At 65.2% G+C, this 26,549-nt stretch carries 28 protein-coding genes; 15 read left to right on the forward strand and 13 right to left on the reverse strand.

What is annotated here, in order from left to right:
- Window positions 1–43: 43 nt before the first annotated feature.
- From NU1_RS20290 to NU1_RS20310, 5 genes are all read right to left on the reverse strand, one after another.
- Window positions 44–385, reverse strand: a complete 342-nt coding sequence (locus tag NU1_RS20290) for a helix-turn-helix domain-containing protein (RefSeq protein ID WP_067523379.1) — start codon at window positions 383–385, stop codon at window positions 44–46.
- Complete coding sequence (locus NU1_RS40495) at window positions 382–702, reverse strand: type II toxin-antitoxin system RelE/ParE family toxin (protein WP_084521638.1); 321 nt, start codon at window positions 700–702, stop codon at window positions 382–384. The genes NU1_RS20290 and NU1_RS40495 overlap by 4 nt, the downstream gene beginning before the upstream one ends.
- 10 nt (window positions 703–712) lie before the next feature.
- Window positions 713–2,428, reverse strand: a complete 1,716-nt coding sequence (locus NU1_RS20300) for an ABC transporter ATP-binding protein (protein WP_067523381.1) — start codon at window positions 2,426–2,428, stop codon at window positions 713–715.
- On the reverse strand, window positions 2,425–4,143 hold the full coding sequence (locus tag NU1_RS20305) for an ABC transporter ATP-binding protein (RefSeq protein WP_245720218.1): 1,719 nt from the start codon (window positions 4,141–4,143) through the stop codon (window positions 2,425–2,427). The genes NU1_RS20300 and NU1_RS20305 overlap by 4 nt, the downstream gene beginning before the upstream one ends.
- 253 nt (window positions 4,144–4,396) lie before the next feature.
- Window positions 4,397–5,359 (reverse strand): alpha/beta hydrolase, encoded by a 963-nt coding sequence (locus NU1_RS20310; RefSeq protein ID WP_067523383.1) that lies wholly within the window; start codon window positions 5,357–5,359, stop codon window positions 4,397–4,399.
- Between the two features lie 100 nt (window positions 5,360–5,459).
- Between NU1_RS20310 and NU1_RS20315 the strand changes: the two genes are divergently transcribed.
- Both NU1_RS20315 and NU1_RS20320 read left to right on the forward strand, forming a co-directional pair.
- Window positions 5,460–6,242: a helix-turn-helix domain-containing protein gene (locus tag NU1_RS20315; protein ID WP_157552627.1), complete on the forward strand. Its 783-nt coding sequence runs from the start codon at window positions 5,460–5,462 to the stop codon at window positions 6,240–6,242.
- An 83-nt stretch (window positions 6,243–6,325) separates the two neighbouring features.
- Complete coding sequence (locus NU1_RS20320) at window positions 6,326–7,591, forward strand: glycosyltransferase 87 family protein (protein ID WP_067523385.1); 1,266 nt, start codon at window positions 6,326–6,328, stop codon at window positions 7,589–7,591.
- 43 nt (window positions 7,592–7,634) lie between these two features.
- Here the strand turns inward: NU1_RS20320 and NU1_RS20325 are convergent, their stop codons facing one another.
- Window positions 7,635–8,534, reverse strand: coding sequence for a LysR family transcriptional regulator (locus NU1_RS20325; protein ID WP_067523386.1), 900 nt, complete (start codon window positions 8,532–8,534; stop codon window positions 7,635–7,637).
- 272 nt (window positions 8,535–8,806) lie between these two features.
- Here NU1_RS20325 and NU1_RS20330 point away from each other — a divergent pair, with 272 nt between their 5' ends.
- The gene (locus NU1_RS20330; protein ID WP_084521639.1) at window positions 8,807–10,450 is read left to right on the forward strand and encodes an MFS transporter; all 1,644 of its coding nucleotides are present in this window, start codon (window positions 8,807–8,809) and stop codon (window positions 10,448–10,450) included.
- Window positions 10,451–10,744: 294 nt separating this feature from the next.
- On the opposite strand, the gene NU1_RS20335 is transcribed toward NU1_RS20330, so the two are convergent.
- The gene (locus tag NU1_RS20335; protein WP_212761873.1) at window positions 10,745–11,203 is read right to left on the reverse strand and encodes a DoxX family protein; all 459 of its coding nucleotides are present in this window, start codon (window positions 11,201–11,203) and stop codon (window positions 10,745–10,747) included.
- A 189-nt stretch (window positions 11,204–11,392) separates the two neighbouring features.
- On the opposite strand from NU1_RS20335, the gene NU1_RS20340 reads away from it, so the two are divergent.
- The 3 genes from NU1_RS20340 to NU1_RS41585 all read left to right on the forward strand — a co-directional run bounded on the left by NU1_RS20340 (window position 11,393) and on the right by NU1_RS41585 (window position 13,360).
- A complete protein-coding gene (locus NU1_RS20340) occupies window positions 11,393–12,280 on the forward strand; it encodes a sigma-70 family RNA polymerase sigma factor (RefSeq protein WP_067523387.1) in 888 nt (295 codons plus the stop codon).
- Window positions 12,270–13,115, forward strand: coding sequence for a DoxX family protein (locus NU1_RS43360; protein WP_245720219.1), 846 nt, complete (start codon window positions 12,270–12,272; stop codon window positions 13,113–13,115). The genes NU1_RS20340 and NU1_RS43360 overlap by 11 nt, the downstream gene beginning before the upstream one ends.
- Before the next feature lie 83 nt (window positions 13,116–13,198).
- Window positions 13,199–13,360 (forward strand): hypothetical protein, encoded by a 162-nt coding sequence (locus NU1_RS41585; RefSeq protein ID WP_157552630.1) that lies wholly within the window; start codon window positions 13,199–13,201, stop codon window positions 13,358–13,360.
- A 73-nt stretch (window positions 13,361–13,433) separates the two neighbouring features.
- Here the strand turns inward: NU1_RS41585 and NU1_RS20350 are convergent, their stop codons facing one another.
- Window positions 13,434–13,898 (reverse strand): MarR family winged helix-turn-helix transcriptional regulator, encoded by a 465-nt coding sequence (locus NU1_RS20350; protein ID WP_067523388.1) that lies wholly within the window; start codon window positions 13,896–13,898, stop codon window positions 13,434–13,436.
- Window positions 13,899–13,970: 72 nt separating this feature from the next.
- Between NU1_RS20350 and NU1_RS20355 the strand changes: the two genes are divergently transcribed.
- From NU1_RS20355 to NU1_RS20365, 3 genes are all read left to right on the forward strand, one after another.
- Window positions 13,971–14,489: a DoxX family protein gene (locus tag NU1_RS20355; RefSeq protein WP_084521641.1), complete on the forward strand. Its 519-nt coding sequence runs from the start codon at window positions 13,971–13,973 to the stop codon at window positions 14,487–14,489.
- On the forward strand, window positions 14,486–15,160 hold the full coding sequence (locus NU1_RS20360; RefSeq protein WP_067523389.1) for an intradiol ring-cleavage dioxygenase: 675 nt from the start codon (window positions 14,486–14,488) through the stop codon (window positions 15,158–15,160). The genes NU1_RS20355 and NU1_RS20360 overlap by 4 nt, the downstream gene beginning before the upstream one ends.
- A gap of 101 nt (window positions 15,161–15,261) precedes the next feature.
- Entirely contained in the window at window positions 15,262–16,833 is a 1,572-nt protein-coding gene (locus NU1_RS20365) for an SLC13 family permease (RefSeq protein WP_067523390.1), read from the forward strand.
- Window positions 16,834–16,868: 35 nt separating this feature from the next.
- On the opposite strand, the gene NU1_RS20370 is transcribed toward NU1_RS20365, so the two are convergent.
- Complete coding sequence (locus NU1_RS20370) at window positions 16,869–17,543, reverse strand: hypothetical protein (protein WP_067523391.1); 675 nt, start codon at window positions 17,541–17,543, stop codon at window positions 16,869–16,871.
- 126 nt (window positions 17,544–17,669) lie between these two features.
- On the opposite strand from NU1_RS20370, the gene NU1_RS20375 reads away from it, so the two are divergent.
- Complete coding sequence (locus tag NU1_RS20375) at window positions 17,670–19,448, forward strand: hypothetical protein (protein ID WP_157552633.1); 1,779 nt, start codon at window positions 17,670–17,672, stop codon at window positions 19,446–19,448.
- Here NU1_RS20375 and NU1_RS20380 read toward each other — a convergent pair.
- On the reverse strand, window positions 19,427–20,431 hold the full coding sequence (locus NU1_RS20380; protein ID WP_169815111.1) for an AraC family transcriptional regulator ligand-binding domain-containing protein: 1,005 nt from the start codon (window positions 20,429–20,431) through the stop codon (window positions 19,427–19,429). The genes NU1_RS20375 and NU1_RS20380 overlap by 22 nt on opposite strands.
- A 149-nt stretch (window positions 20,432–20,580) precedes the next feature.
- On the opposite strand from NU1_RS20380, the gene NU1_RS20385 reads away from it, so the two are divergent.
- Both NU1_RS20385 and NU1_RS41590 read left to right on the forward strand, forming a co-directional pair.
- The gene (locus NU1_RS20385; RefSeq protein ID WP_067523393.1) at window positions 20,581–21,126 is read left to right on the forward strand and encodes a hypothetical protein; all 546 of its coding nucleotides are present in this window, start codon (window positions 20,581–20,583) and stop codon (window positions 21,124–21,126) included.
- Between the two features lie 205 nt (window positions 21,127–21,331).
- A complete protein-coding gene (locus NU1_RS41590; protein ID WP_157552636.1) occupies window positions 21,332–21,550 on the forward strand; it encodes a hypothetical protein in 219 nt (72 codons plus the stop codon).
- A gap of 39 nt (window positions 21,551–21,589) precedes the next feature.
- On the opposite strand, the gene NU1_RS20395 is transcribed toward NU1_RS41590, so the two are convergent.
- Both NU1_RS20395 and NU1_RS20400 read right to left on the reverse strand, forming a co-directional pair.
- Entirely contained in the window at window positions 21,590–21,874 is a 285-nt protein-coding gene (locus NU1_RS20395; protein ID WP_157552639.1) for a hypothetical protein, read from the reverse strand.
- Window positions 21,871–22,260, reverse strand: a complete 390-nt coding sequence (locus tag NU1_RS20400; RefSeq protein WP_157552642.1) for a hypothetical protein — start codon at window positions 22,258–22,260, stop codon at window positions 21,871–21,873. Before NU1_RS20400 ends, NU1_RS20395 begins: the two co-directional genes overlap by 4 nt.
- A gap of 177 nt (window positions 22,261–22,437) precedes the next feature.
- Here NU1_RS20400 and NU1_RS20405 point away from each other — a divergent pair, with 177 nt between their 5' ends.
- The 3 genes from NU1_RS20405 to ltrA all read left to right on the forward strand — a co-directional run bounded on the left by NU1_RS20405 (window position 22,438) and on the right by ltrA (window position 25,484).
- Complete coding sequence (locus NU1_RS20405; RefSeq protein ID WP_067523397.1) at window positions 22,438–23,328, forward strand: helix-turn-helix domain-containing protein; 891 nt, start codon at window positions 22,438–22,440, stop codon at window positions 23,326–23,328.
- Window positions 23,325–23,531 carry a DUF397 domain-containing protein gene (locus NU1_RS20410; RefSeq protein ID WP_067523398.1) on the forward strand — a complete coding sequence of 69 codons (207 nt, stop codon included), beginning with the start codon at window positions 23,325–23,327 and terminating at the stop codon, window positions 23,529–23,531. The genes NU1_RS20405 and NU1_RS20410 overlap by 4 nt, the downstream gene beginning before the upstream one ends.
- 615 nt (window positions 23,532–24,146) lie before the next feature.
- Window positions 24,147–25,484: a group II intron reverse transcriptase/maturase gene (ltrA, locus tag NU1_RS20415; protein WP_067523399.1), complete on the forward strand. Its 1,338-nt coding sequence runs from the start codon at window positions 24,147–24,149 to the stop codon at window positions 25,482–25,484.
- A 227-nt stretch (window positions 25,485–25,711) separates the two neighbouring features.
- On the opposite strand, the gene NU1_RS20420 is transcribed toward ltrA, so the two are convergent.
- Window positions 25,712–26,470 (reverse strand): GTP pyrophosphokinase, encoded by a 759-nt coding sequence (locus NU1_RS20420; RefSeq protein ID WP_084521669.1) that lies wholly within the window; start codon window positions 26,468–26,470, stop codon window positions 25,712–25,714.
- Between the last annotated feature and the right edge of the window lie 79 nt (window positions 26,471–26,549).

Genomic DNA, 26,549 nt, shown 5'->3' on the forward strand with positions numbered 1-26,549 from the left:
TCGACCGACCTTGGTAAGCACTGAGAGCGCTCGACATACGGCTTCAGGCTGCGTCGGTGCGATGGCTGGTGAAATTCACGCGAGTGTCATCGGCGTCGAGGGCGATGTGGAGGGTGGCGTCCAGGGCGTCAGCGAGTTTGGCGAGCAGGGGGAGGGTGGGCACGGTATCGGAGCCTTCGATGCGCGAAATTTTGGCTTGCGTCAGCCCGGCGCGTTCGGCGAGGTCGGTTTGGGTGAGGCCGAGCTCGGTCCGACGGTCGTAGACGGCTTGGGCCAACGCCATGGAGAGCCGGATTTCGCGGCGGATTTCGGCGACATCGTCGGTGTCGGTATAGCCCTCGGCTAGCTTGCGTTCCCGGAGGCTCTTCCAGCGTGCGTGACTCATCGGTCCAGTTCCCCTCTCTCGATCGTGCCGACGAATTCTTGGTGGGCGGGTTCATGTTCGGCTTGACAGACCTGCTGCGCGAGCTTCGCGCGTTTGACTTCGGCGTGTTCTCGCATCCGAGTCTTACCGAACACCGTCAGCAGGATGACGCGTCGTCCAGGCGCAAGCCAGTAGGTGATGCGGATGGCGGCACCATCGACTGTCGGGCGTAGCTCGCGGACGCCGTCGCCGCGATATCGAGCGTAGGGCTCTGAGCGGTCACAAATCGCCGTGAGACGGCGAATCCTGTCGCCTTGTGGCGATTCGTGATCGCTCAGTCCGGGCTGGTCACCGACTCTTGACCGGCGTCAGCGAGAGTTCCCAGAAATCGGCATACCGCCCGCCGCGGCGCAGCAGCTCGTCGTGGCTGCCCTCCTCCACGATTCGGCCGCCGTCCAGGAAAGCGATGTGGTCGGCGCGCTGGACGGTTCGGAGGCGGTGCGCCACCATCACCACCGTGCGGCCCGCCATCAGTCGCTCGATACCCTCGTGGACGGCTGCCTCGTTCACCGGGTCCAGGGCGGAGGTCACCTCGTCCAGTAGCACGATGGGCGCGTCCTTCAGCAGGGCTCGCGCGATCGAGACCCGTTGGCGCTCACCGCCTGACAGGAGTGCGCCGCCCTCACCGACAGTGGTCGCCCATCCCTCGGGGAGGCGTTCGATCACCTCGTCCAAGCGCGCCGCGGCGGCGGCCGCCCGCACCTCGGCACCGCTGGCGTCGGGGCGGCCGAGGCGGACGTTCTCCTCGATGGTGCCGTCGAAGAGGTAGACATTCTGGAAGACGATGGCGAACCGCGCCATCAGTACCTCGGTGCTGATCGCGCGCACATCCACACCTCCCACGTGTACCGCGCCCGTGTCCACGTCGTAGAACCGTGCCAGCAATTGCAGCAGGGTGCTCTTGCCCGCACCCGACGGTCCGACAACGGCGAGGCGCTGGCCCGCTGGCACGGCGAGCGACAGATTGTCGAACACCCGGCGGTCGCCGTGGTGGAAGGTGACCGATTCGAACTCCAGGTCGTGGCGTACCGGTTGGATCGGTTCGCGGCTTTCCGGCAGTGGTTCGGTACGCAATACCGTGTCGAGCTGTGTCAGCACGGCACGCGCGCCGCGGAGCTTGCCACCGATATCCGCCAGTGACAGCAGTGGATCGGCACAGCGGGCGGCGAGCACCAGGATCGCCAAAACCTCTGCCGTACCGATACTTCCGCCGAGCGCGAGATAGGCGCCCAGGGCCAGCAGCGCGGTGAACATCGCCTGCACCGTGAGCGTCGTACCCACTACGCCGGGCAGGGCCGACAGGGTGGAGCGGCGCGACGCGCGCTGGAGCTCCCGCAGCGAATCGTCGAGCATTCCGAAGCGTTCACCGGTCCGGCCGCCGGCGCGCAGTACCGGCTGCGCCTGGAGATACTCGATGACCCGTCCGGTCGCCTCATGGCCGCGTTCGGCGTTCTCGGCATCGCTGGCGGCCATCGAGCGCCCGGTCCAGACCTGAATCGCCGCCACCAGTGGCGCGGCGGCCAAGGCGGCCAGACCCAGCTGCCAATTGTAGGCGAGTATGACGACAACGATCGTCAGCGGCGTCACCGCTGCGGAGATGAACGGTGTCAGCAGATGCGCGATCACGCTCATCGCCTCCAGCACACCGCGACTGGCCAGCACCGACACCTCCCCGACCCGGCCGGTGCTGTGCCAGCCGAGGGGCAGGCGGGCCAGATGATCGCCGAGCCGGTGATACATACCCCGCAATAGCGTGGTCCCGACCCGGAAGCCGGAAAGATCACTGAGGTAGCGCAATCCGGCGTAGCACGCGACCGCGGCCCCGAATGCGATCAGCCAGGGCCAGGCATTCGCGGGCGTACTGCCGAACAGTTCCCGTAGCACCGGAACCAGCAGTGCGTAGGACAGTCCCTCGACTACGGCGGTCGTCGTCATCAGGGCCACGGTGCGACGCACCGGCTGGGCGTACTGGTGCCCCAGCACTCGCAGCAGCATTCGAATCATCGGGACTCGTCTCCTTGCAATATGTCACTGTGGCTTGCCATCTCGTCGGCGATCGCCGATCGGTGCGACTGCCAGAACGCCGCGAACCTGCCGTGCTGTGCCAGTAACTCGGCGGGCCTGCCACGCTCGACGATGGTGCCGTTCTCCAGCACCACAACGGCGTCGGCATCGGCGACGGTCTCCAGCCGATGGGCGATGACCAGAATGGTTCGATCACCGGCCAGCGTCGAAAGGGCCTGTCGCACCGCCTGTTCGGTCTGTGGGTCGGCGAAGGCGGTCGCCTCGTCGAGTACCAGTACGGGCGCGTCGGCGAGCAGTGCGCGAGCGAGCGAGATCCGTTGCGCCTCACCACCGGACAGTGCGGTATCGGCACCGAGCACGGTGTCGTATCCCTGTGGCAGCTGCAGAATTCGATCGTGAATATTCGCCAGCCGAGCCGCGCGCATCACCTCGTCGAGGTCGGCATGCGGTACCGCCAGCGCGATATTGTCCGCGACCGAGGCGCGCAGCAGCCGAACATCCTGGAAGACGAAGGAGACCATCCGATAGAGCTCACGGCTGCCGACCTCACGGAGATCGACACCGCCCAGCAGGACCGCACCGTGGGTCGGGTCGAAGAATCGCGGAAGTAGTTGCACCAGCGTGGATTTGCCACTGCCCGAAGGTCCGACAATTGCGGTGACCGTCCCGGGTTCGAGTACCAGATCGATCCCGCGCAGTACCTCGTGGTCGGCGTCGTAGCCGAATCGGACGTCACGCAACTCCACCCGGTGCCCCCGTGGCGCGACCGGATGGGCGGGCTCCGGAAGCGGCGGCACGGCGAGTACGTCGCGGATTCGGCCGACCGCGCGCCCGGCGGCCTGTATATCGTCGAATCCGTGGCCGAGGGCCGCCACCGGAGCGGTCAGGCCCAGTCCCAGTAGCAGGAACGGCAGCAGGTCGGCGGGGGCCAGCTCACCGGCCGTAATCAGGACCGCACCACCGATCAGTACGACCAGCAGCACGAACGGCGGCGACAGTGCCAACTGCATTCCCGCGGCGATCGGGGAGATGCCACGTACCCAGCGGTAGAAGGTGCCGACGAAATCATCTGTGGCCGAGCGGAATTCGCGATGGGCGCGCCCGGATCCGCCGAACGCCTTGACCACCGCGATGCCCTGCACGAACTCGACGACCGAACTCGCGATCCGCCCCATGGACGCGTCGAACTCCTCCTGCTCGCGCAACCGGGTCGGGGTCATCATCAGCGGGACCAGCGCCACGGCCAGCAGCACCGGAATCAGCGTGATCAGCGTGAGCCGCCAATCGACGTTGAACAAATAGATCAGCGATACCAGCGGCACCACGAACGCGGCGACGAGTTCGCCCGGGGCGTGGGCGATGAACGGGTGCACCGCACTCACATCCTCACCGACCACCTTCGCCAGCTCGCCGGTGCGGCGACGGGAGAACCAGCCGATCGGCACCCGCCCCAGCCGCGCGGCCAATTGCCGACGAAACGACAGCTCCACCCGGCCGTCGAGCAGATGCCCGATTCCCGACGACGCGGCCGTGAACAGCAGCCGGACGAACAGGCCGACCGCACCCGCGATAACGACCAGCCAGACATGACCATGGTCGATCGGGTTGGGCGACAACAGGGTACGACCCAGTTCGACAACCGCCAGTAGCGGCGCGAGACCCGCGACAGCGCCGATGACCTGCAAGATCGCCACGCCGGCGAAACTTCCCAGGTAGGGGCGAAGCAGCCCCGCCACGCTCGGCCCGGCCGTAGCTTCCGATGGGGGCGGGGGCCGCTGCCCCATCTCGGCAGAGTCCGTGGGCCCACCCGTCTCCCGACCACCGCCCCTCATCGAGTCGCTCCGCGATGGCGCATCCATTTGCTCTCCCGTGTTCGTAGTGCCGTTGCTGGAAACGTTGTGTGGGAATCACCGAGGCCGGTCGCCGCCCGGCGCTGTCGCACGGCTCCTACCTGTCGCGCGTCGCTGTTTCCGAGCGCTCCAGCAGATGACTACGCAGGTAGGCGAGCATCTCGGCACGTGCGGGACGGGCCGCGGGAACCAATCTCGGCATACTCAGGAAGGCATGCGTAGCTGTCGAATAGCGGGTCAGCGTCACGTCGACTCCCGCTTGCCGCAGCCGGTCGGCGTAGGCCGGAGCCTGGTCCTCCAGGGTGTCCAGACCTGCGGCCTGGATGAGGGCCGGGGCGGTTCCCGCGAGGTTCTCCAGACGCAACGGTGACATTGTCCGGGCGTCGAAGGAGCTGGGAAACGCAATGCGTTGCACCGCACGGCAATTGGCCGGCGTCGCGGTCGGTGCATCCGCGTTCTCGGTGAACGAGGGGTAGCGGAACACGCGGTCGGTCCAGTCGAGTTGCGGGTTGATGAGAATCTGGGCGCGTACCGGCTGCCCGAGTTCGGCTGCCCTGATCGCGGTGAGCGCCGCGAGCGTGGCTCCCGCGCTCGAACCCAATGCGACTGTCCGAGCGGGATCGGCTCCCCACGGCCCGGCCTGTTCGATCAGGCGGGGCAGGGCGTCGTAGGCGTCCTCGACCGCCGCGGGCAGCAGATGCTCGGGTGCCAGCCGATAGTCGACCGACACGACCACGGCCGGACAGCGGGCCGCCAGATAGCTGAGCAGCCAGTCGTCCTGATCCGGTGTGCCATTGATGAATCCGCCGCCATGGAACGCGACGATCAGCGGCAGTGCCGAACCTCCGCGCTCGGGCCGGTACACGCGGACACCCAGCTGACGACCCGGGAGATCGACTGTGTGCGTGGTGATTCGAGCGCCACGGTCAGGTCTACCGGTAATGAGCCCGAACAACGGGGAGCGACGCTTCCGGTTCAAGGCTTCGCGGTGTTCGATGACCTGCTCCGGGGTGATCGAATCCCAGTCCGTCTCGGGCATGAGTGCGGATAGCATTCGCATTCGCAGGGGGACTCTGCCTCGCATGATGTGCCCTCCGGGCTGTGTGTGATGTGCTCATCGGCCGCTGTGTTCCGGGCGGCGTAGCGATACCCTGGCAGTTGTGACGACCGATCCGCTTTCGGAAATCTGCGGTCCGCCGCGGACGCCGGTGGCGTGGATGCGACCGGGTCATATCGGCTATGTCGGACCGGATCTCGGCGTCGACCCGCATGCGCCCTCGGTCGCTATGCTCAGCGTCGGGCTGGAAGCGCCGCTCCTGGTACACACCGCCGCACACGGGCAGATTCGCGCCGGCAGTTCCTTCGCCCCCGCGCGGACAATGCAGCGCGCGGTCGCCACACAGGGCTGGATTCTGACGCTGTTCGTCGACCCCGCGAGTGCGTCGGCCACCGCCATAGCCGGCGTGATGACCTCTGCCGCAGGCCCTTTCGGCCTCAACCATCGACGCGAACGTGAGCTGGTCGAGCTGTGCCTGGCCGATAACGTGAATCCGGAGCGCGTCTATGCCGCAGCCATCGGCGGCGCCGCACCGACCCCCGATCCGCGTATCGAGCAGGTCGCCGCCACCATCCGTGACGATCCGGCCCGAACCTTCCGTGCCGACCGGATCGCCGCGAATATGGGCCTGTCCACCACCCATTTCCTGCGCCTGTTCACCCAGCAGTACGGCACCACATTCCGCGGCTATCAGCGGTGGAACCGCCTCATCCACACGATCCGCAATACCGTGGCCGGACACGACCTCACCCGATCCGCCATCGACGCCGGTTTCGCCACCCCGTCCCACTTCAGTGAAACCTTCCGCGACATGATCGGACTGCCCGCCACGACGATGCTGCGTGCCGGTATCCGCTTCGACCTCGGCGCCGCACCCGCGCCCTGATCCGTCGGTCATCGCGGCGCCGACCCGACGATCGCCGCTGGCGACTTCGGCACCTGCCGAGGTCGCCGGTATAGTCGCCGCGGATGAGTTTTTCGACCACTGCTGCCCCGCCCAAGTCGCTGGACCGCCGTTTCGGGCGTGTGATGTGGCTGGCTCCGGCGTTCTGTGTGGCCCTCACCGCGCTGTGCCTGCTGCTGCCGGTCTGGCCGTTCAAGGAGATCACCGGCGGATTCATCGACCTACAGGTGTACCGGCTCGGGATCGAGACGCTGCGCGACGGCGGCGATATGTATGGGCAGCTACCGGAGACCACCATCGGGATCGGGCTGCCGTTCATCTACCCGCCATTCGCCGCGCTGGTCCTGGCGCCGTTCGCCCTGCTGCCCTGGAATGCCGCGGCCTTCGCATTCTTCGTGACCTCGGTGGCCGCGCTGGCGCTCACGCTCTACCTGGTCGCCCGGCGGGTCTGGCCGGGGGAGGACCGCCGTCGGCTCGCGGTATTCGTGACCGCCTGCGCCACGCCGCTGGCCCTGCTGCTGGAACCGGCCCGCTCGACACTGGACTTCGGCCAGGTCAACCTGCTGCTGATGGCGCTGGTGGCGGCCGACTGCCTGACCGAGAAGCCGCGGTGGCGGCGCGGCATGCTGATCGGCATCGCCGCCGCGGTGAAGCTGACCCCGGCAGCGTTCGTCCTCTACTTCCTGGTGCGCCGCGACTACCGGGCCGCCGCCACCGCCGCGATCACCGGTGCCGTCGCGACCGCGCTCAGCTTCGCGATCCTGCCCCAGGCGTCGATGGACTACTGGTTCGGTGGGCTGGGCAATGTGTCGGGACTGAGCGGTTCGGCCTTCCACACCAACCAGTCGATCCAGGCCGTGCTGGCCCGGCTCGAGATCGGGAAGCCACTGTTCACGATCGTGTGGCTCCTGGGCGCTGCCGCACTGCTGGCGCTGGTGGTGATCGCCATGCGCCGCGCCATGGACTTCCCGCCGCTGGCACTGGGGATCAACGCCGTATTCACGCTGTTGGTATCCCCGATCTCCTGGTCACACCACTGGATCTGGATCGCCCCGGTTCTGCTGGCCATGGTCGGCTACGCGACCCAGCTCCCACGCCGCCGCGCGGTCGGCTGGTATGTGGTCACCGCCATCACCGCCGCGGTCTTCGTCTACGGCCCGCAGAACTGGCTGCCCGATGGTGAAGAGCGCGAATCGGCCTGGACGCCGTGGGAACACTTCATCGGCAATACCTACATCTGGCTCAGTGTGCTGCTCGTGGCGCTGTTCCTGATCGCTACCCGCCGCCGGGTGCGGAGTGGTGACGAGGCCGCAGCCGGACTGCCTCAGTAATTCCCGGGACTGCGGCGTTCTCGCTGTGTGCTGATTCGCCAGGTCAGCGAGGTTCTGGTTCGTTGTGTGCGACGCGGCTGATGGTTCGGATGAAGGCGCGGATGGTGGCGTTCTCGCGCCCGGTTGGCCACAGTAGGCCGTATTCGACGGGTGCGGCGTCGGGAAGTGGGATGTAGGCGACATCGTGGCGGGTATGGTATTTCTCCGCATGGGCGGAGAGGACTGTCATGCCATTACCTTCGCCGACGAAGCAGAGCATTTCGTGGAAAGTCATATCCACGGGTATGTGTTGGATGGGTGTGCCGCGCGGTGTCAGCCGCGGGTAGTGCCGGTCGTAGAGTCTCGGTGACAACCCGGCGAAGGTGACCAGCGGAAACTGGGCGAAATCTTCCAGTGACGCTGATTCCTGCTGTGCGAGTCGATGATCGGCGGGGACGAGCAGTGCGGGGGGACCGGAGAACAGAATGGGACCGGCGGTGATGCCCGGTTCGTCGATCGGGCACTCGCTGAGCTGCAGGTCGATATCGCCCGCTCTGAGGGGATCGATGGGGTCGGCCAGCGACATCTCCCGTACCCGCACCTCGCACCGAGGGTATTCGGCGCGGAACTCGTCCGCTGCTCGGAACATGAGCTTGCCGCACCACGGTCCTGAGAATGCCAGGCGGAGCTGGCCGGTAACGCTCTGCGAGGCGGTGGTGGCATTGTGGATTGCCTGCTGGACCTGTTGATACCCGGTACGCAGCTCGCCGCTGAATTGCTGTCCGAGTGCGGTGAGAGCCACCTGGCGGCTCGTGCGTTCGAACAGGGGGCCGCCGATGCGCCGTTCCAGCTTCTTGATGGTCTGGCTGACCCGTCCGGGGGAGAGGCGCAGGCGTTCGGCGGTTCGGGCGAAATGTAGTTCCTCGGCCAGGGTCAGGAAGGTCTCGATCTCATGCCGTTCCATCGCACCACCCTTTAGGCCTACTAAACATTCGTTAACCATATCGTCCTTGTTCCGGCCCGTCGTCCGGACCACGATGGAGGATTTCCCATCGAGCGTTGGGCGCCTGCTGTGATTCGGGCGGGCTTAGTTTCGCTAAACCTGCCTTCGCCAGATCGTCATTGCTCCAGGTCACCGCGCTGATTGAGGCTGGACAGGCACGAAGAGCGGCCGATTTCCGGCCGCGGTTGCCGACGATCGGTCCCGATTGTCGCTCGACTGGAAATGGATTCCTCATGCGATCATCCCCACCCACTGCTGCCGATATCTCCCCGCGTGCGGGCGCGAAGGAATGGCTCGGACTCGCGGTATTGCTGCTTCCCACGACGCTGCTGTTCCTCACCATGACGGTGCTGTTCCTGGCGACGCCGGATATCGCCGCCGACCTGAGTCCCAACAGCGGGCAATTGCTCTGGATCAATGACATCTACGGGTTCACGATGGCCGGCCTGCTGGTGGCGATGGGCACCCTCGGTGACCGGATCGGTCGCCGCCGGATTCTCCTGATAGGTGCCATCGCCTTCGGCGCGGCGTCGGCCGTCGCTGCCTTCGCACCCAGTGTCGAGACCCTGATCGCCGCCCGCGCGGTCATGGGCGTGGGCGCCGCCGCTGTCATGCCGTCCACCCTCTCGCTCATCAGCAGCATGTTCCCCGACGTCAAGCAGCGTGGGACCGCCGTCGGTCTGTGGGCGGCGTCGGTATCGGTCGGTGTCGCGACCGGCCCGCTGTTCGGCGGCCTGCTGCTGGAGAACTTCTGGTGGGGCTCCACACTTCTCATCGGTGTGCCGGTTATGGCGGTGGTGGTGTTCGCCGTGCCCGCTCTGGTCCCCGAATACCGTGCCCCGCGTGCCGGACGGCTCGACTTGCCCAGCGTCGCACTGTCTTTGGTCATGATGCTGCCGGTGGTCTACGGGATCAAGGAGCTCGCCGGGTACGGGGTGACCACCACCGCGGTCGTCGCGGTCGTCGCCGGTGGTGCACTGCTGACGGTCTTCGTACGCCGGCAATTGCGTCTCGACGAGCCGCTGCTGGATATGCGACTGTTCAGCAATCGCACCTTCAGTAGTGCGCTGGGCGTCACCTTGCTCAACACGGTCGCCCTCGGCGGCGTCTATCTGCTCTTCACCCAGTATCTGCAGTTGGTCGAGGGACGGTCGCCGCTGGAGTCGGGCCTGTTGATTCTGCCGGCCGCGGTGATGCTGGTGGTCGTCTCGATGCTCGCGCCCGTGCTCGCCCGCCGCATCCGGCCGGCGTATATCGTCGCCGCGGGCAGTCTGCTGTCTGTGGTGGGCTATCTCGTACTCACCCAGGTCGACCCCGCCTCCGGACTGACCCTGCTGATCGTCGGCTTCTACATCCTCTACCCCGGAATCGCGCCGGAGATGGCCCTGGTCACCGATATCGCCCTCGGGTCGGCCCCACCGGAGAAGGCCGGTGCCGCGTCCGCGCTCAACAGCACCGCGAGCGACCTCGGGATCTCGCTCGGTATCGCCCTGCTCGGCAGCATCGGCGCCGCCGCCTATCGGGCCGACATGTCCGATGTCGAGTTGGCCGGCGTTCCCGCCGGTGTCGAGGCCGCCGCACGTGACACGCTCTCCGGAGCACTGGCCGCCGCCGAGCAGCTCCCCACCGCCGCTGGCGACGCCTTGCTGGCATCGGCGAAAGCGGCGTTCGCTCACGGCCTCAATCTGGCGGCGGTGGCCGCGGCGGTTCTGGTCGCCATCGCGGCCGTGCTCTCGGCGACCCTGCTCCGTCGTGTCCCGCCGATCGGCACACAGGTGCCGGAGCACGCCCTCGATTCGGAACTCGAGGCCACGACGGACCCGGACTTCACCGACGAGGAGGCGACAACCCCGGTGCCGCAACGAGCCTCGCGCTGACCCGAATTTGTCGGGCTCACCTGACCGCCTTGATCATTCCGGCGTGCTTCCGACCGGAATCCACCCCCTCGCACTGTCCGCCTGCCCCATCCCCGTCATCCCGGCCGCAAGCGTGCCGGGATGACGGGGATGGGCTATAGCGACAAACTGGTGGATGACCGGGGCGATTCCGCTGATCACCGCCGCGGTTTTCGTCTGCGGCCCGCAGAACTGGTTGCCGGATGGTGAGGACCGCGAATCGGCCCGGACACCATGGGAGCACTTCATGGCGTTGTTCCCGATCAGCACCGCCCTTCACGTGCGTCCGCGCAGCTCGCCCGGCTGTGACAGTGTCAGCGCTTCCGAAGGTCGCCATCGGAACAATTCCCGCACGTCGGCCGGCCAGTTCGCGGCTACGACACACAGCATGATCACCAGGTGCAGTGGCGCCGACACTTCCTCATAGATCGGTGCGTCATCGATGACATGCGTCGTGACCGCCCCGGTGAGCAACAGCACCAATCCGGCGGCGCCGAGGAATCTGGATTGTCGGCGCGGAATGACGAGCAGTATCGCGCAGACCAGTTCGATCGCTCCGACCAGATATCGCATATTCGGGTCGAAACCCCAGTCCGCGAACTTCTCGGAGTAGGCGGGGCCGAAGAAGGTCTCTCCCGCCCAGAACTTGGTGGCGAAGCCCACGAAGAATTCGAATGCCAAGAACCAGTAGAAGCCGGTGCGCACCCACGGCGGTACAGCGCGGCGTGTAATCACGGTATTTCCTCCTGAAGCTGCCTGAACGAGCGTCGCTGGCGGTGCCAGTCGGGGGAACAGCCCGTCGCTGCCATGACCGTCCGAGCCCCGCGAATGTGACATCCCGCCATGCGCTGTGCTCGCGATGTCACATCCGCTCGCGTCGGCAGGTCATATGAGTGACAGATCCCCTCACGAGGAATGTGACATATGGACCGCACGGAATGGCTTGTCGAGGAGTTCGAAGGCAATAGGGCGCACCTGCGTGCCGTGGCGTATCGGATGCTGGGGTCGGTCAGCGACGCCGAGGACGCCGTGCAGGAGGTCTGGATACGGCTGAGCCGAACCGATGTCTCCGACGTCGACAATCTGGCCGGCTGGATGACCACCGCCGTATCTCGGGTATCGCTGAATGTCCTGCAGCGCCGCAAGAGTCGCCGCGAGCAGCTGTACGGGACGGTGGCCGATGACGGCGCGGAACGGGCCACCGCGATGGCACCCGACGAAGAGGTGATCATGGCCGACTCGGTCGGCTCGGCACTGCTGGTTATCCTCGATACCCTCGCTCCGGCCGAACGGCTCGCCTTCGTGCTGCACGATATGTTCGCCATACCGTTCGATGAGATCGCCGCGATAATCGGCCGTTCCAGCGCGGCGACACGTCAGCTCGCGAGCCGCGCGCGGCGTCGGGTTCGAGGCGTCGACCAGCCCGCGCCCATCGATGTCGCCCAGCACGGCGAGATCGTCGACGCGTTCTTACGTGCGGCGCGCACGGGACGATTCGAAGCGTTGCTCGAGCTACTCGATCCGGACGTGGCACTGCAAGCGGATGACACCGTCGTGGCATCCGGTGCGGCACCGGAACTTCTGGGCTCCGACGCGGTCGCTCGCACATTCACCGGCCGCGCACACGGCGCCCGGCCGGTCCTGATCGACCGAACACCCGGCGCGGTCTGGACGGTCGGCGGCCGCCCACGAATCGTATTCGCCTTCACGATCGGGCACGGAAGGATCACCGGCATCGAGATGATCGGCGATCCGGAACGGATCGGCACCATGGAATTCACCGACATTTCGGGGATCAACAATGATCGATAGCCTGCCCATCACGACCAACGGCCGCCTCCGGAGCGTTGTCTACTGGATAACCACCGCAATCATCGCGTTCGAATCCGCGATGGGTGGCGTATGGGACATCATGCGCATCGATACGGTTCGCGATATTGCCGTCGACCAACTCGGATACCCGTCCTACGTCCTGGTCATTCTCGGAATCGCCAAGATCCCGGGAGCGGTCGTCCTGATCGCGCCGCGCCTGCCCCGATTGAAGGAATGGGTGTACGCGGGTGTCCTGTTCATCTACCTCGGTGCGGCGATCTCGCTGGCCGTCCAGGGCGAACCCGCTGCCGCCGGGCCCCTCGGTTTCGCCACGATGACGTGCTTGTCGTGGGCAACCCGCCCACAGGATCGCAGGATGATGGCGGCCGGGTCATGGACACCCGGACGACTCGGCTCGCGCGCCGGGTCCGGGCGCGCGGTCGTCATCACGTTCTGGGTTGCGACCGCCATCGTGACCAGCGTTCTGCTCAGCGGTGGCATGGCCGATCTCCTGCGCCGCGACGCGACAGTGGCGGGAATGCTGGAACTGGGTTACCCCACCTATTTCATCACCATGCTGGGAGTGTGGAAGATACTGGGGGCCTTGGCGATTCTCACCCCCGGCTTCGGGCGTGTGAAGGAATGGGCGTATGCCGGAGCGTTCTACAATTTCGCTGGAGCATTCGCATCTCACCTCGCGATCGGTTCGGCCGCAACGCATCTCGTGTGGACCGCGGCGTTCGCGCTGTGCGTGCTGATCTCATGGGCCCTGCGCCCCACCTCTCGAAGTCTGCCGCCGACAATGGCGGCGATGCCGCGTTCGCACGCCCACTGACTCTCGCGACGAGCCGCGATTTCGCATCCGAGTAAGCCCACCGGCCGGTGCTGTCACGCCGGTACGGCGTTGAAAGGTGGCCTATGTCACATCCTGGTTCTTCCTCGGTGGCCGTTGGTGGTTCCGGCCGGACGTCGCTGCGGCGGTGGCTCGGGCTCGGTGTGCTGCTCGTGGTGCTGTTCTTGATCAGCATGCGCGGCGGGTTTCGACGTCGCGTCGAGGCCGGTTTCGCAGTGCCGCGGTGATTCCCGCGCGCCGCGGTGTCCGATTCGCCTGTGCGGTCCTCTACCCACGACGACCCGGCGACCGGCGACGCGGTCAGGCTTTGCTCCACCGTTCGGCGTCGTTGGCCGCGAGCACCCGACGCAGCAGTGCGGTCAGCGTCTCCTGTTCCGCCGTCGAGAGCACATCCAGAAACCCTCGCTGGGATTCGGCCGCGACAGGACGCAGCTCGCCTGCGAGCGTCTTGCCTTCGGGAGTGAGCGCGATCTTGTTCCTGCGCCGATCGGCGGGGTCCTGAACCCTGGTCACCAGACCGCGGCGTTGCAGCTCGTCGATGTGGCCGACCAGGTGGCTCTTGTCGAGGTCGAGTGAATCGGCCAGTTGTTGCTGCGACAGGGCGCCGAAATCGTCCAGGGCGCTGAGTGCGGCCTGGTGTCCCAGCCGGAGCCCTCGATCCGCCAGTGCGGCCTCCAGTCGCTTGCGTCCGAACTTCGACACCTGGGAGGCCAGGTACGACGGCTGCGCGAGCAAGGACGGCGGGCGCTGCCGGTGTTCTGCCATCAGGCGACTATAGCCGCGACGAAACTGTTGCATTCCGCTACTATTGCGACATTCCACTGAGTAGGAGTGCGCATGAACCACGAAAACCGGCCATCACGACTCATCCGCGCCGAACGCCCCAGTCTGGTGGGGCTGCTGAGCGGCCGCGCTCCGCTATCGCTCATCGACGGTTCATTGCTGCTGCTACGCCTGGGTCTCGGGGTGATCTTCTTCGCCCACGGGTGGGATTCGATCCAGAACCTCGGGGTGGCGGGCGTCGTCGAACTCCAGCGCGAATCGGGTATTCCGCTACCGGGGCTCGCCGGGCCGTTCACCGTGTATGTCGAGCTCATCGGCGGCCCGCTGCTGGTCTTCGGCGCCCTCACCCGCCTTGCCGCGGCAGCACTGGCCGGGCTCATGGTCGGCGCTTTCGCATTCATCCACGCGCCGAACGGCATCTTCGTCGAGGACGGCGGTTTCGAACTGGTTCTCATCCTCGCCGCCGCGTGTGCCGTGCTCGTCGTTCAGGGCGCCGGCCGTTTCGGCGTCGACGGTCCGGTCGCGGCTCAATGGACAGGGGGCGGTCGTGTTCGAGCGGGCGAGCCGGCATGAGCGCGGGCGCACCGAACCGACGTACGGTACTGACCGCACTCGGATTGGGGTTGGCGACAGCGGGGTGCGGGGCCGTCGACTCGGGCCGCCCGGTCGCAACCTCGCGGCGAGGTGGCGAGTCCGCACCTGGCTGCGTCCTCACCCCGGAGGGCACCGAGGGGCCGTACTACGTGGACACCGACCTGATACGCGGTGATATCCGGGAGGGTAGGCCCGGAGCGCCGCTGTCACTACGCGTCACCGTCGTCGATGCTGACTCGTGCGACCCGCTCCGTGCCGCCGCTGTGGACATTTGGCATGCCGACGCCCGCGGGGCCTACTCCGGCGTCGAGGAAGAAAGCCGGTTCTTGCGCGGGATCCAGCACACCGACAATGCCGGGATCGTGAGTTTCTCGACCATCGTCCCCGGCTGGTACGACAACCGCACCATCCACATACATGTCAAGGTGCACGTCGGAGGCCAAGAGGTGCACACCGGCCAGGTGTATTTCGATGACGAAGTCACCGCGGCGGTCGCCGCCGTCGCGCCGTACGCGGACCGCGCCGACCCACGCACCCGCAACGACCAGGACTTCCTCTTCCGGCGAGGCGACGATCACGCACTGCTGTCAGTGGCCGGACATCCGAGCACCGGGTACCGGGCCGACATCACCATCGGGGTCAGGGCATGAACCGCAGGTCTGGACAGATGGCCGGGTTGACGCGCTGTTTCGCACCCGAGTAACCGCACTGACCGGTACTGTCACGCCGGTACGGCGTTGAAAGGTGTCTTATGTCACAAACGGATGCTTCCCCGGTGACCGTCGGTGATTCCAGCCGGACGTCGCTGCGGAGGTGGCTCGGGCTCGGGCTCGGCGTGGTGTTCGCGGTGCTCGTGTACTGGGTGCTGCCCGACTCGCTGTCGGTCCCCGCCCGGTCGACCGCCGCGGTGGCCATTCTGATGGCGACCTGGTGGATGACCGAGGCGATTCCGCTGGCGGCGACGGCGTTGGTGCCGCTGGTCGCGTTTCCCGTGCTGAGTGTCGCGCCCATCGGAACCCGGACGCTGGACCCGGACGAGGAGGGCGTCACCACCGGCGATCTGCTCGGCGCGGCCGCCCCCTATGCCGACAAGATCATTTTCCTATTCCTCGGTGGCTTCCTCTTGGCCGCGACCATGCAGCGCTGGGGGCTGCACCGGCGGATCGCCCTCCGGACGATCGGGGTGGTGGGCACCCAACCGGTGCGCTTGGTCGCCGGATTCATGCTCGCCACGGCGTTCCTGTCGATGTGGGTGAGCAATACCGCGACCACGGTCATGATGCTGCCGATCGGCGTGTCGGTAATCCTTCTGACGAAGCGGCTCCTCGAAGATGATGACAGTGCGGTCGATCCGAATTTCGCGACGGCGCTCATGCTCGGTATCGCCTACGCGGCGTCCATCGGTTCGCTCGGCACCATTATCGGAACCCCGCCCAATGGGCTGCTGGTGTCGAATCTCGCCAAGGAGGGGATAAATATCTCCTTCGGCACCTGGATGCTGTTCGGGGTTCCCATTGCCGCGGTCTTCCTGGTACTGGCATGGCTGGTGTTGACCCGCTTGGTATTTCCGCCGCGAATTTCCGAAATCCCTGGTGGCCGTGAGGCTATCGCCGCGCAGACCCGGGAACTGGGTACGATGTCGCGGGGCGAGACCACGGTGCTCGTGGTATTCGTAACGACCGCGCTCGCATGGATTCTCATCCCCACCCTGTTCGGATCCGATGGCGTCGACGCATTGCGGGACGCGATACCGCTACTGACCCGGGTCGGTGACGAGGTCATCGCCATGACCATGGCCATCGCGCTGTTCATTATTCCGGTCGGCCGAAACGGCGAACGGCTGCTGGATTGGGAGACGGCCAAACAGATCCCGTGGGGCATCCTGCTGCTGTTCGGCGGCGGCCTGTCGCTGGCCAACCAGATCCGGGTGACCGGCCTCGGCGCGTGGATCGGCGATCAGGTGGCGGCGATCGGCACCGTGCCGATAGTGGTGCTGGTGGTCGTGGTGGCCGCGCTGGTACTGCTGCTCACCGAGCTGACCAGCAATACCGCGACCACCGCCACCTTCCTGCCCATCATTATCGGTGTGGCCGGTGGAATGGGATTGGATCCGGCCCTGCTGGCCGTTCCGGTCGCACTGGCCGCCACATCGGCGTTCATGCTCCCGGTGGCCACCCCACCGAATGCGGTGGTGTTCGGCTCCGGCCACGTCCGAATCGGTCAAATGATCAGGGCCGGAATCGTACTCAATGTGATCGGCATGGTGCTGATCACGATCGCCATGTTCACCATCGCGGGCCCGATTCTCGGAGTCGAGCGGTAGTGCGGTCACCGTAATCGATACCGCAAGATGGTATTTCAGTTCTCGTCCGCCTCGACCTCTTCCTCGGCGATCATCCAGCTGCCTCCGGCCGAGTCGGCGGACAGATGCACCCAGATGCGGCGATCCGATTGCCGTACGAGGTAGGTGGTGACGGTACCGCCGTAGATATTGCCCAATCCGGAGCTGTAGGCCACCCGGATATCCCGGTCGATGGTGTCGGCGACGGCGGACGGGAACTTGGATTCGGTGACCTGCACGCCGCCGACATCGGTGACGGCCTTCTCGATCGCCTCCAGCAGGGCGAATTTCGAGAATGCGCGGTCCTCCTCCGCATGGATGATGGACTGGTAAACCTTACCGATCACCCATTCGATGCGGTCCCCGGTCCACATCGGCACCCGGTCCCGGTCGGCTATGGGCTCCTCCTTGTTGGGGTTCTCGAATCCGGCGGGGATCGCGAAATATGGGAACGTGCCCAATGCCACCTCGGACAGTGGCACCGACTCCGGATCGAAACCGACACCGCTGGGCGCGACCGTCGAAGTCGTCGTAATCGGGGCGGCCACCGCGACACCGGTCGAGGTGGTCGTCTCGGTAGCGGCGTCGTCATTGCCCGCACATCCGGTGACGGCCGCCGACAGCACGACGGCGGTCAGGACTCCCGCGCTCGCCCTGCCCGGTCGAGTGGAAAGGATATTGCCCCAGACCATGTTTGAAACCTCCCAGTTTTCGTTGCGACGGCGACGCTATCGGCGACGCAGGCGTGGGGAGTCTCATCGTGGTCTCACTTCGGCCCGGGTACAGTGCCCGCAGGATGAGACGGAGAGGGCGCGCTGATGGGAAGATCTGGTCCCCGCCCACCCCAGCTCGCGGAACTCGAGGCGGCGATGGCGACCCACCGCCTGGTCAATGTGTGCGGCCCACTCGGGGTCGGAAAGACCCATCTGGTCGAACAGCTGGCCGACGTGATCCGGCTGGACGCGGGCGAGGTCGGCGACGTGGATGCGGGCCGCCGATGTCTCGTCATCGACGGGGTGGACGGCCCCGCGCGGCTGGCGGCGGCGGTCGCGACCGCTGACAGCCATCGGGGACCGCTGGTGGTGGTGAGTCGACAGCCCCTGTTCGCCGAGCGCGGATGGACCGGTCGGAACATGGTTGTGGTCCACGTAAAGCCATTGTCGAACAATGAAATTCACGATCTTGTTGCTGAGTCGGGCATCGTCGATCGTGCCGAACGCGAGCTCATTGCCCGGCTCGCGGTTGGTATTCCCCTCTTGGCTCTCGCGGCAGTCCGCGCACTGCACGGCGGGGCGTCGGCCGATGCCCCGGGTGCGGTGGCCGACCACATCGCCGTCGAACTCTTCGAGCTCCTCGAACGTGAATCACCCGGTCGGCGTTGGCAATACGCGCTCCGACTGCTGGCAACCGCCGGAACCGCCGACGAGACGGTGCTGGCAGGCGGTCCGGACCTGTTCACTCGGGTGTCACGACTCAGCGTGGTTGGTCGAGGGCAGGTGGGTCTGGTGCTGCGCGAGCCCTATCGCGGCATTGTCGAACTGGCCTTCCGATGGCGTCGGCCGGAGAGCCACCGCAATGTTCGCGTCCGCGCCGAGGCCCACACGCTGGACCGGCTGCGCGGCCCCGTGGACGCCGGGGAACGCGCGGCGCTCGTCGAGCAGGCGATCTTCCTGGCCGCGACGCCGCCCATTCGGTCGGCTCTGTTCCCCTCGGTATCGTCGGTCCTGCCGATTCTCCAGGCCACCGACGCCGACGCCGACGATATCGCGCGGCTGATGCGAGAATGGGCGCACCACAATGACTTTCGCCAGAGTTCGGTCGCGCGCATGGTCGAAGGCTGGGCCGATGCCGACATCACCAGCTATCACCTGGTTCGCAATGACGAGGGCCGGTTGGTGGGATTGGCGAATCTGATGCCGATCACCGATCGCACCGCCGACAGCATCGATCCACTGCTGCAGCAGTACGCCGACGAGATCATCGGAAAGCGAATGGGCGGCTTGTTCCTCGGTGCCGCCTTCAGTATCGATCCGGCCGTACATCCGCATATCCTGCGCCACACGCTGCGTGCGGCGGCCAGTGTCGGTGAACTGGTGGTCTCCACTGCGAATCCGGAGTATCTGGCCCTGCTGCGCGGACTGCGCTTCGACCCGCACGGTGCGTTGCGCGACGATGTCTACCGTTCCGGTCGCGCGCCCGAGGTCTACAGCAATGACTTCGCCGCAGCCGCGGGGCAACGATGGCTCGCCCGAGTGACGGGTCGTCCGGCCGAACCGCACACCGATCGAATCGCATTCGCGCTGAGCAGAATTCATGACGCGGCCGCACTGGCCGAAAGTTCGTTGCTGGAATCGCCGGTAACTCCGAGTGTGCCCGCGCTACGGCGCTGGCTCCGTGCGGCGGTGGCCGAACTCGCCGACAGCGCTGATCCCGTCACTGCCGAGACCGGGACCATTCTCGCTGCCTACTACCTGCGCCCGTCCGCCACTCATCGACAGGTTGCGTCCCGGTTGCATCTGAGCCGGGCCACCTACTTCCGCCGACTGGGGCACGGTCTGGCGCTGGTCGCGACTCGTCACGCGCACGACGGGGGATAGGACGCCTGCCACCGCCGCATAGCGCGGCGCAGAGCGCGGTCGTCGCGATAGCCGACGCGCTGCGCGATCGAGTGCATGGTCAGCTCGGTGCCGCGTATCAGCCGTTGAGCATGTTCGTAACGGACAGAATCGATTTCGCGACGCCAGCTGGTGCCGCTCTCATCGAGGCGGCGCTGCAGGGTGCGTGGACCCATGTTGAGTCGCGCCGCCATCTCGTTCAGCGAGGGAGCGCTCCGGCTGAGCGAGGCCGCGAGTGTGGTGCGGAAGCGGGTATGCCAATCGGGGACGTGCCGGGCGGTCGCTCTCGTCAGCTCGGCATGTTGACGCAGCACCACGGCCAGACCCGGTGGGCCCCATTGGATCGGACGTGTGACGTCCTCGGTGAGGAAGGTGATCGAGTTCGTCGGCATCTCGAAATCGATGTGGGTTGTCCCGAAGTACTCGCTGAGCTGCCCGTGGTGTCGGGGTGCGGTATGGCTGAACCCGACGCGCACCGGCGATACCGGCCGCTGGGCCACTTCCCGCGCACGCATGGTGAATATCCCCAGCGCGAACTCACCCAGTGCGGCGACGACATTCGGTTCGAACGCCCCGGTCGAGTGCGAGACCGTGACCAGGCCACCGTCTTCCCGCAGTTCGACATGTTCGTTACCGACGTCAGCTATTACATCGAGGTACCCGACGCTATCGCGCAGGCCGGCGAAAATCGTTTCACCCGCCCCGAACAGGTAATCCCACACGCCGAACGTACCCATCGGCGCATCCTGGACGATCCGGATGCCGACATCCTCGTGTGCAGCGCCGGCCGTGAGCATTTCCCAGACGATCAGCAGCGAACCGGTCGATACGCGACAGGTTTCATCGGCGAGTATGTCGCTACCCAGGTCGGGCAGATCGGCGAGGTCGGCCGGCTTCGCGCCCGCGCGCAAGGCTGAGGTGACGAGGAACCGCGCCATATGAGTGGAAACGGTGTCCTCATGCACGGCTCGAAGTCTATGCGCGAGGGCAGGGACGGTGTCTATTCGCGATGGCGTGAACGGTCCGGTTGCTGACGTGTTCGGCACCATCGTGTTTGGATTCCGGGTCGTAGCGTAGATCAAGCCGTTATCCCGACGAACGATTCAGGGTGAACATGTCCATCGGAAAGGCAACGGGTGCGGCCCTTTCGGTCATCGCCGCGCTTACGCTGGCAGCCTGTAATGACAGCGTTGTCACCGGAGACGTGACTTCGACCACCACATCGTCGGTCTCAGCGAGCGCCACCACATCGATATCCACCGCTACCACGGAGTCCGAGCTTCCATCACCGACCAGCGCACCGGAGACCGGGGATTCGGGCACGGATTCCGAACCGTCACCGGAGACGACTCAGGCCGCCCCGGCCGCCGAGGCCCAATACTGTGGCGAAGCTGCCAACGGGCTTGCGATCCATGCGTCGAGCGGTCGTCCCGGCAATATCTGTGTCATTGCGGAGCCGGTCATCAACACCTATCTCGCAGCGCACGACAAGGAGAAAACCGGACACACTCGCGGATGGTCGACATTGACCGTGACCATTCGCGAGATCGATTGGCACTGCGGAGAACAGCGGACACCCATCGACGGTGGCGGGTACATCCCGTTCCTGCAGTGCACACGGGATCAGCTTGCGGACGAATGGATACGGCTCGGTTCGTAGTGCCGGGAACACACTGCTCACTCGTAACGTGCCTCGGCACAATTTCGGTTACATCCCATTTATCAACGACAACCAGCGATCGGATCTCTATATGCGAACCTCGGCTCGAGCACTTGCGATATGTCTGGCCGCTCCCATTGCGGCTGTCGCGCTGACGGGGATCGGTGCCGGTACAGCCGCTGCCGCACCCGGCTGTGAAGGGTCGATGAACGCTGGGTTCGCATACAACGGTGTGTGCAAGGGCGGCGAGGGCACCTATCGACTCGAGATCGATTGCCTCGGATACAACCTCGCTCCGCTGGCGGTGGGCCCGTACACGATCCGCGAAGACTTGCCAGTTGGACAAGCGGGCACGGTGAGTTGCTTCGGCCCGAACTGGTCCAGCGCCGGATGGGGCGTGGGTGGGCGAATCTTCCTGCTCTGACTGAGCTGTTCGAGGCGGCGCCGACCGGGCCGGAGCTGGTCAGTTCACGTTCACTGTGTGATGTGCGATGGCGTCCTCGACCGGTCGGGCGGCGGCATCGGAGTCGGAGGGCTCGATGCCGTCGAAGATCGCGTCGAGGATGTCGGCGGTGTCGAGGGTGGCCGGGAACCTGTGCGCCGCACGGGCGCTGAGGATGACCGCGTACAGCACCATGGCGTAGACGTGTGAGCGGGGCGCGGTGAGCCGCCAGCCGTGGTGCTCGCGCTCCCGCAGCTGGGCTTCCACGGTGTCGATGACGTTGGAGTTCGATCTGGTCACGATCATCGGAGGGCATGATGGCCTCCGTGAAACAGTGCGGCGCAACTGGAAAGCGCAATACGCAGCAGGGTGAGTAGAGATTTCCGCGTTGCCTGCGGTGTTCGGGTGGCACGTGCGTCGAGCACCATGTGCCCGGCCGCGACCAGTGCGGTACGTGCCCGCCACCGCACCCGGCAGTTGTTGGTCCCGCACCCGAGGTGCAGTTGCATCGCCGTGTGGGCCTGAGCGGTGGTCAACTCGCCGGGATCGGTGTAGCACGACCACAATCCGCGTATCGAATACCCGACCGCGACGGTCGCGGTTATCGGGCACTCGACATTGTCGGCCTGCTGTTTCTCGCGGTCGATCCGGTCGATGATCGCTTGCACCGACCACGGGTTGTCGCTGGACATTGTGCTGACCTCCCTGGGTTGTGGCTGTGGTCCCAGCACACCACCGGCCACCAGCAGGTAGAGGCAAAATTGAAGCTTCAGATTGAATTGCTTCAAAACACCAGGATGTACCGCAGATCTGCGGTACACATAGCTTCAGATATCAAGTGCTGTCACCTTCACTTTCAGGGAGATCCCATGAGTGACACTGGCAACCAGCCCTCCACCCTGCCTCGCCGCCAACTCGGCCGGTTCCTGCGTGAAGCCCGTGAAGGGCTCGGACTGACGCAGAAGGTCGCCGCCGAAATGGTCGAACTCAGCGAACCCGGGCTGCAACGCATCGAGGCCGGGCGAGTGAAGAAGGTCCGCATCCGCGATGTGCAGGCTCTGTGTGAAATCTACGAGATCACCGCCGAGAACACCCAGCGGGCGGTCGAATTGGCTGAGCAAGCCAAAGTCACGAGCTGGTATCACGCATTCGGTGGCCTGTTCAACGACACCTTCAATATGTACGTCGGTTTGGAAGCCTCGGCGCGCCAACTGATTACCTACCACGAGCACGTCCCGGGGCTGTTGCAAACCGCGGACTACGCACGAGCTCTCATCAGCGCGTTCTACCGAGACGACAGCGACGACGATATCCATCGACGGGTCGAACTGCGGATGAAACGCCAAGCAATCGTCACCCGCAAGACCCGCCCATTGAAGCTCGAAGTGCTTCTGCACGAGTCGGCCCTGCATCGCGTTATCGGTGATCGGCAAGTCATGGCGGCGCAGCTGCGACACCTCGCGGAGATCAGCAAACCGGCCAACGTCTCGCTGCGTATCCACCCCTACTCCGCAGGTTGCACATGGGGACTTTTGCACGGCCCGTTCGTCATCCTCGACTTCGGCACCGATACCAAAGGCGAGCCGATCGAACCGTCCGTGGTCTATCACGAGATCCAAATGAGCAACGACGTCTACCTCGAGAAGCCCGCCGATTTGCGCCGCTACCATGAATTGGTTGGGGCCCTGCGGGCTACTGCCCTCGATGAGGACACCACAAGAGACCTGCTCCGGCGGGCAACAAGGAGTTACGAGCGGTGAAGACCGAGCTGTCCGGGGCGAACTGGTTCAAGAGCAGTTACAGCGAAAGCAGTGGAGCGTGTGTGGAGGTCGCGTGGGCCAATGACGGAATGGTCGGAGTGCGTGACTCGAAGCACCCGGCCGGACCGGCACTGGTCTTCACGTTGAGCGCATGGGACGCATTCACGGCAGGTGTCGCAGACGGCGAGTTCGACCGCCGGTAAGTGCGCCACGAGGCGTGATGTGACCGTGTAGAGGTTCGAGACCTCTACCCCTGGGCCGTCGCAGCGGTCTGGGTGAAGCTGAGGGCAGCCTGGTCCGGGGAATGCCGGGGAGGGTGGGAGCAGCCCTGACAAAGCCGTGACGTACCGATACTGCCAGGTGGTGCGGGTTCGGCAAGCGAGATGTGAAGGTGTACGCGAGGAATCAGTGTTCGAGGCCCCGTAAAGGTCGAACCGGCTCAAATCTGGCGGATATGGGCAGGGGTGCAGTGCGTGACCGAGTTCCGTTGTAGTTGAACGGGATTGGGTCAACTCCATAGCCGTTCTTATGGGTCGGTGAGGAGGCCGCGCCGAAGGTCTGCGGCGTAGGCGCGGCGATGCTGCCGGGGTATAGCTGAGCACCTCCCACATCGAACGGTCATGTCGTGAACGTGGGAACCACTCTCAGCTGTCCGGTACGGAATCAGCCGGATTCGGTTGTCGGACAGGCTCATTGCCAGCTGTTGGCTGAGAGTGGGGCGGAGGCCCCGTAGTAGTTCGAGGGCGGGAAAGCCGTCCACATGGCGAAGGGGGCCAGCAAGTCGGTAGTAAGGATGCTGGAATATCGGGAGGACGCTGGTGAATACCGACGCTTCGGTGATCGACCTGCCACAGGTTGAGCGCAGAGTACCGCAGATCCAGGCCAAGCTGCACCGTTGGGCGGGAGATGATCCTCATCGCCGGTTCGATGATCTATACAACCTCGTCTGCGATCCCACGTTCTTGGCTGTGGCGTGGGAACGTGTGCGGAATAATCGGGGTGCTCGATCGGCCGGAGTGGACCGTCAGACGGTCCGCTATATCGAGGACGAGATCGGGGTGGAGGTCTTCCTCCAGAAACTGCGGGCGGACGTGAAGTCTCGTAGTTTCACTCCGTTGCCCGCGCGGGAGCAGATGATTCCGAAGGCGAACGGCAAGTTGCGACGTCTCGGGATTCCGACCGTGCGGGACAGGGTCGTGCAAGCGGCCCTGAAGCTGGTGTTGGAGCCGATCTTCGAGGCGGACTTCTTGCCGTGTTCCTACGGTTTCCGCCCGAATCGGCGCGCACATGACGCGATCGCCGAGATTCGCCACTTCGCCGGCCATTCCTATGAGTGGGCGGTCGAGGGCGATATCAAGGCGTGCTTCGATGAGATTTCCCATCCAGCGTTGATGACGTTGGTGGGCAAGCGAATCGGGGATAAGCGGGTGCTCGCGCTGGTCAAAGCGTTCCTCAAAGCGGGGATCCTCGCCGCGAGTGGCGCATTGGGATTCTCTGATGCCGGGACTCCGCAAGGGGGCGTGCTGTCTCCGCTGCTGGCCAATATCGCCTTGAGTGTGCTCGATGAACACATGACGGGTAAGGCCGAAACGCCTCGGGAGCGGGAGCGACGCCGGAAACACGGGTTGGCGAACTATCGAATCATTAGGTACGCAGACGATTTCGTGATTCTGGTCATCGGCACTCGTGCCGATGCGCAAGCTCTTCTTCCCGAGTTGGCGGAAGTTCTTTCCACCGTGGGCCTGCGCCTATCGGAGGAAAAGACACTGATCACCCACATCGACGAGGGAATGGATTTCCTCGGGTGGCGCATCCAGCGCCACCGCCAGAAGGGGTCCAGCAAGCACATCAACCGGACACTGGCCATCGTGCTGCGTCTGCTCAATACGACGTTGCGCGGATGGGCGGAATACTTCCGCTACGGGGTGTCTCACGCGACATTCAGCTACCTCACCAACCACGCGTGGTTGCGGGTGGGGAAATGGATGCGGCGCAAGCACTCTGGGCTCTCGTGGAAGGAACTCCGCCGCCTCTACGGGCCGTCACGGCTGCGGACCCAGGACGGGATCACGCTGATCGACCTCAACAGCGTCAGCACCAAACGCTACCGCTACCGAGGAGCGAAAATCCCCACCCCCTGGGCGACCGCAGCCTGAGGAAATACCCCTGACCTGCCGGGACTTGTGGAGAGCCGGATGTCTGGAAACAGACACGTCCGGTTCGGAGGGCGGGCTGGAGAAACGGAGTCGTCGTAAGACGGCCACCGCGCTCCGGCCCGACCCTACGTGGTACGCCGGCGCTGCCACCGATGAAGTCCGCGATTGCCACCCGCTACGGAGTTTCATCCCGAGAGTCTTCGCCTGCGGTGAGCCGACAACGCGTGTCAGCGGTCGGTGAGGAGACTCTCGTACAGGGCGGTGAAGTCCAGAGACCCCGAGCGATCCGGGGTGCTATCGCGCTCGCCGTTGTGGTCGACGAGGCGGTGCAGGGATTCCATCTTCTCGTCGAGTTGGTTCGCGGCCTCGGCGGCCTGGGTCAGTTCGCTCAGGAGGTTCGGGGGGACCTCGCCGCGGTATTTGTAGTAGATCTTGTGTTCCAGGCTGGCCCAGAAGTCCATGGCGATGGTGCGGATCTGGATCTCGACCGGGACGCGGACCGTGCGGTCGACGCGGAATACCGGGATGGACACGATGAGGTGCAGGCTCTGGTATCCGTTGGGCTTGCGGTTGGTGATGTAGTCGCGCTCATCGACGACCGTGATGTCCTCCTGACCGGCGATCATGTCACGGACATTGGCGATATCGGAGATGAAACTACAGACCACCCGGACGCCGGCGATATCGAGCACGTTCTCGCGAATGCTGGCCAGGCTCATCGGGTACTTCTTGCGCTGAACCTTCTCCAGCACGCTCTCCGGCGACTTCAACCGCGAGTTGATGTGCTCGATCGGGTTGTACTCGTTCGCGTTGTGGAGATCCTCACGCAGGATATTGAACTTCGTCGTGATCTCGTCGATCGCGAACTTGTAGTCCAGCATGAAGTCGACGAACTCTCCATGCAGGACACGAAGTTCATCGATACGTACGGCGGCTGTGCCGGTGGTATCGATGCTGTCGATCAGTGGACGCTGAGGTGATCTCATTACCTCCATACTGACATGGCGAGCGGAGTCCGCTGCGACATCGACCTGCGCCGCCCCGCGATGTGAATGCGGGGACGCG

Source organism: Nocardia uniformis NBRC 13702 (genome assembly GCF_001613345.1).
Taxonomy (GTDB): domain Bacteria; phylum Actinomycetota; class Actinomycetes; order Mycobacteriales; family Mycobacteriaceae; genus Nocardia; species Nocardia uniformis.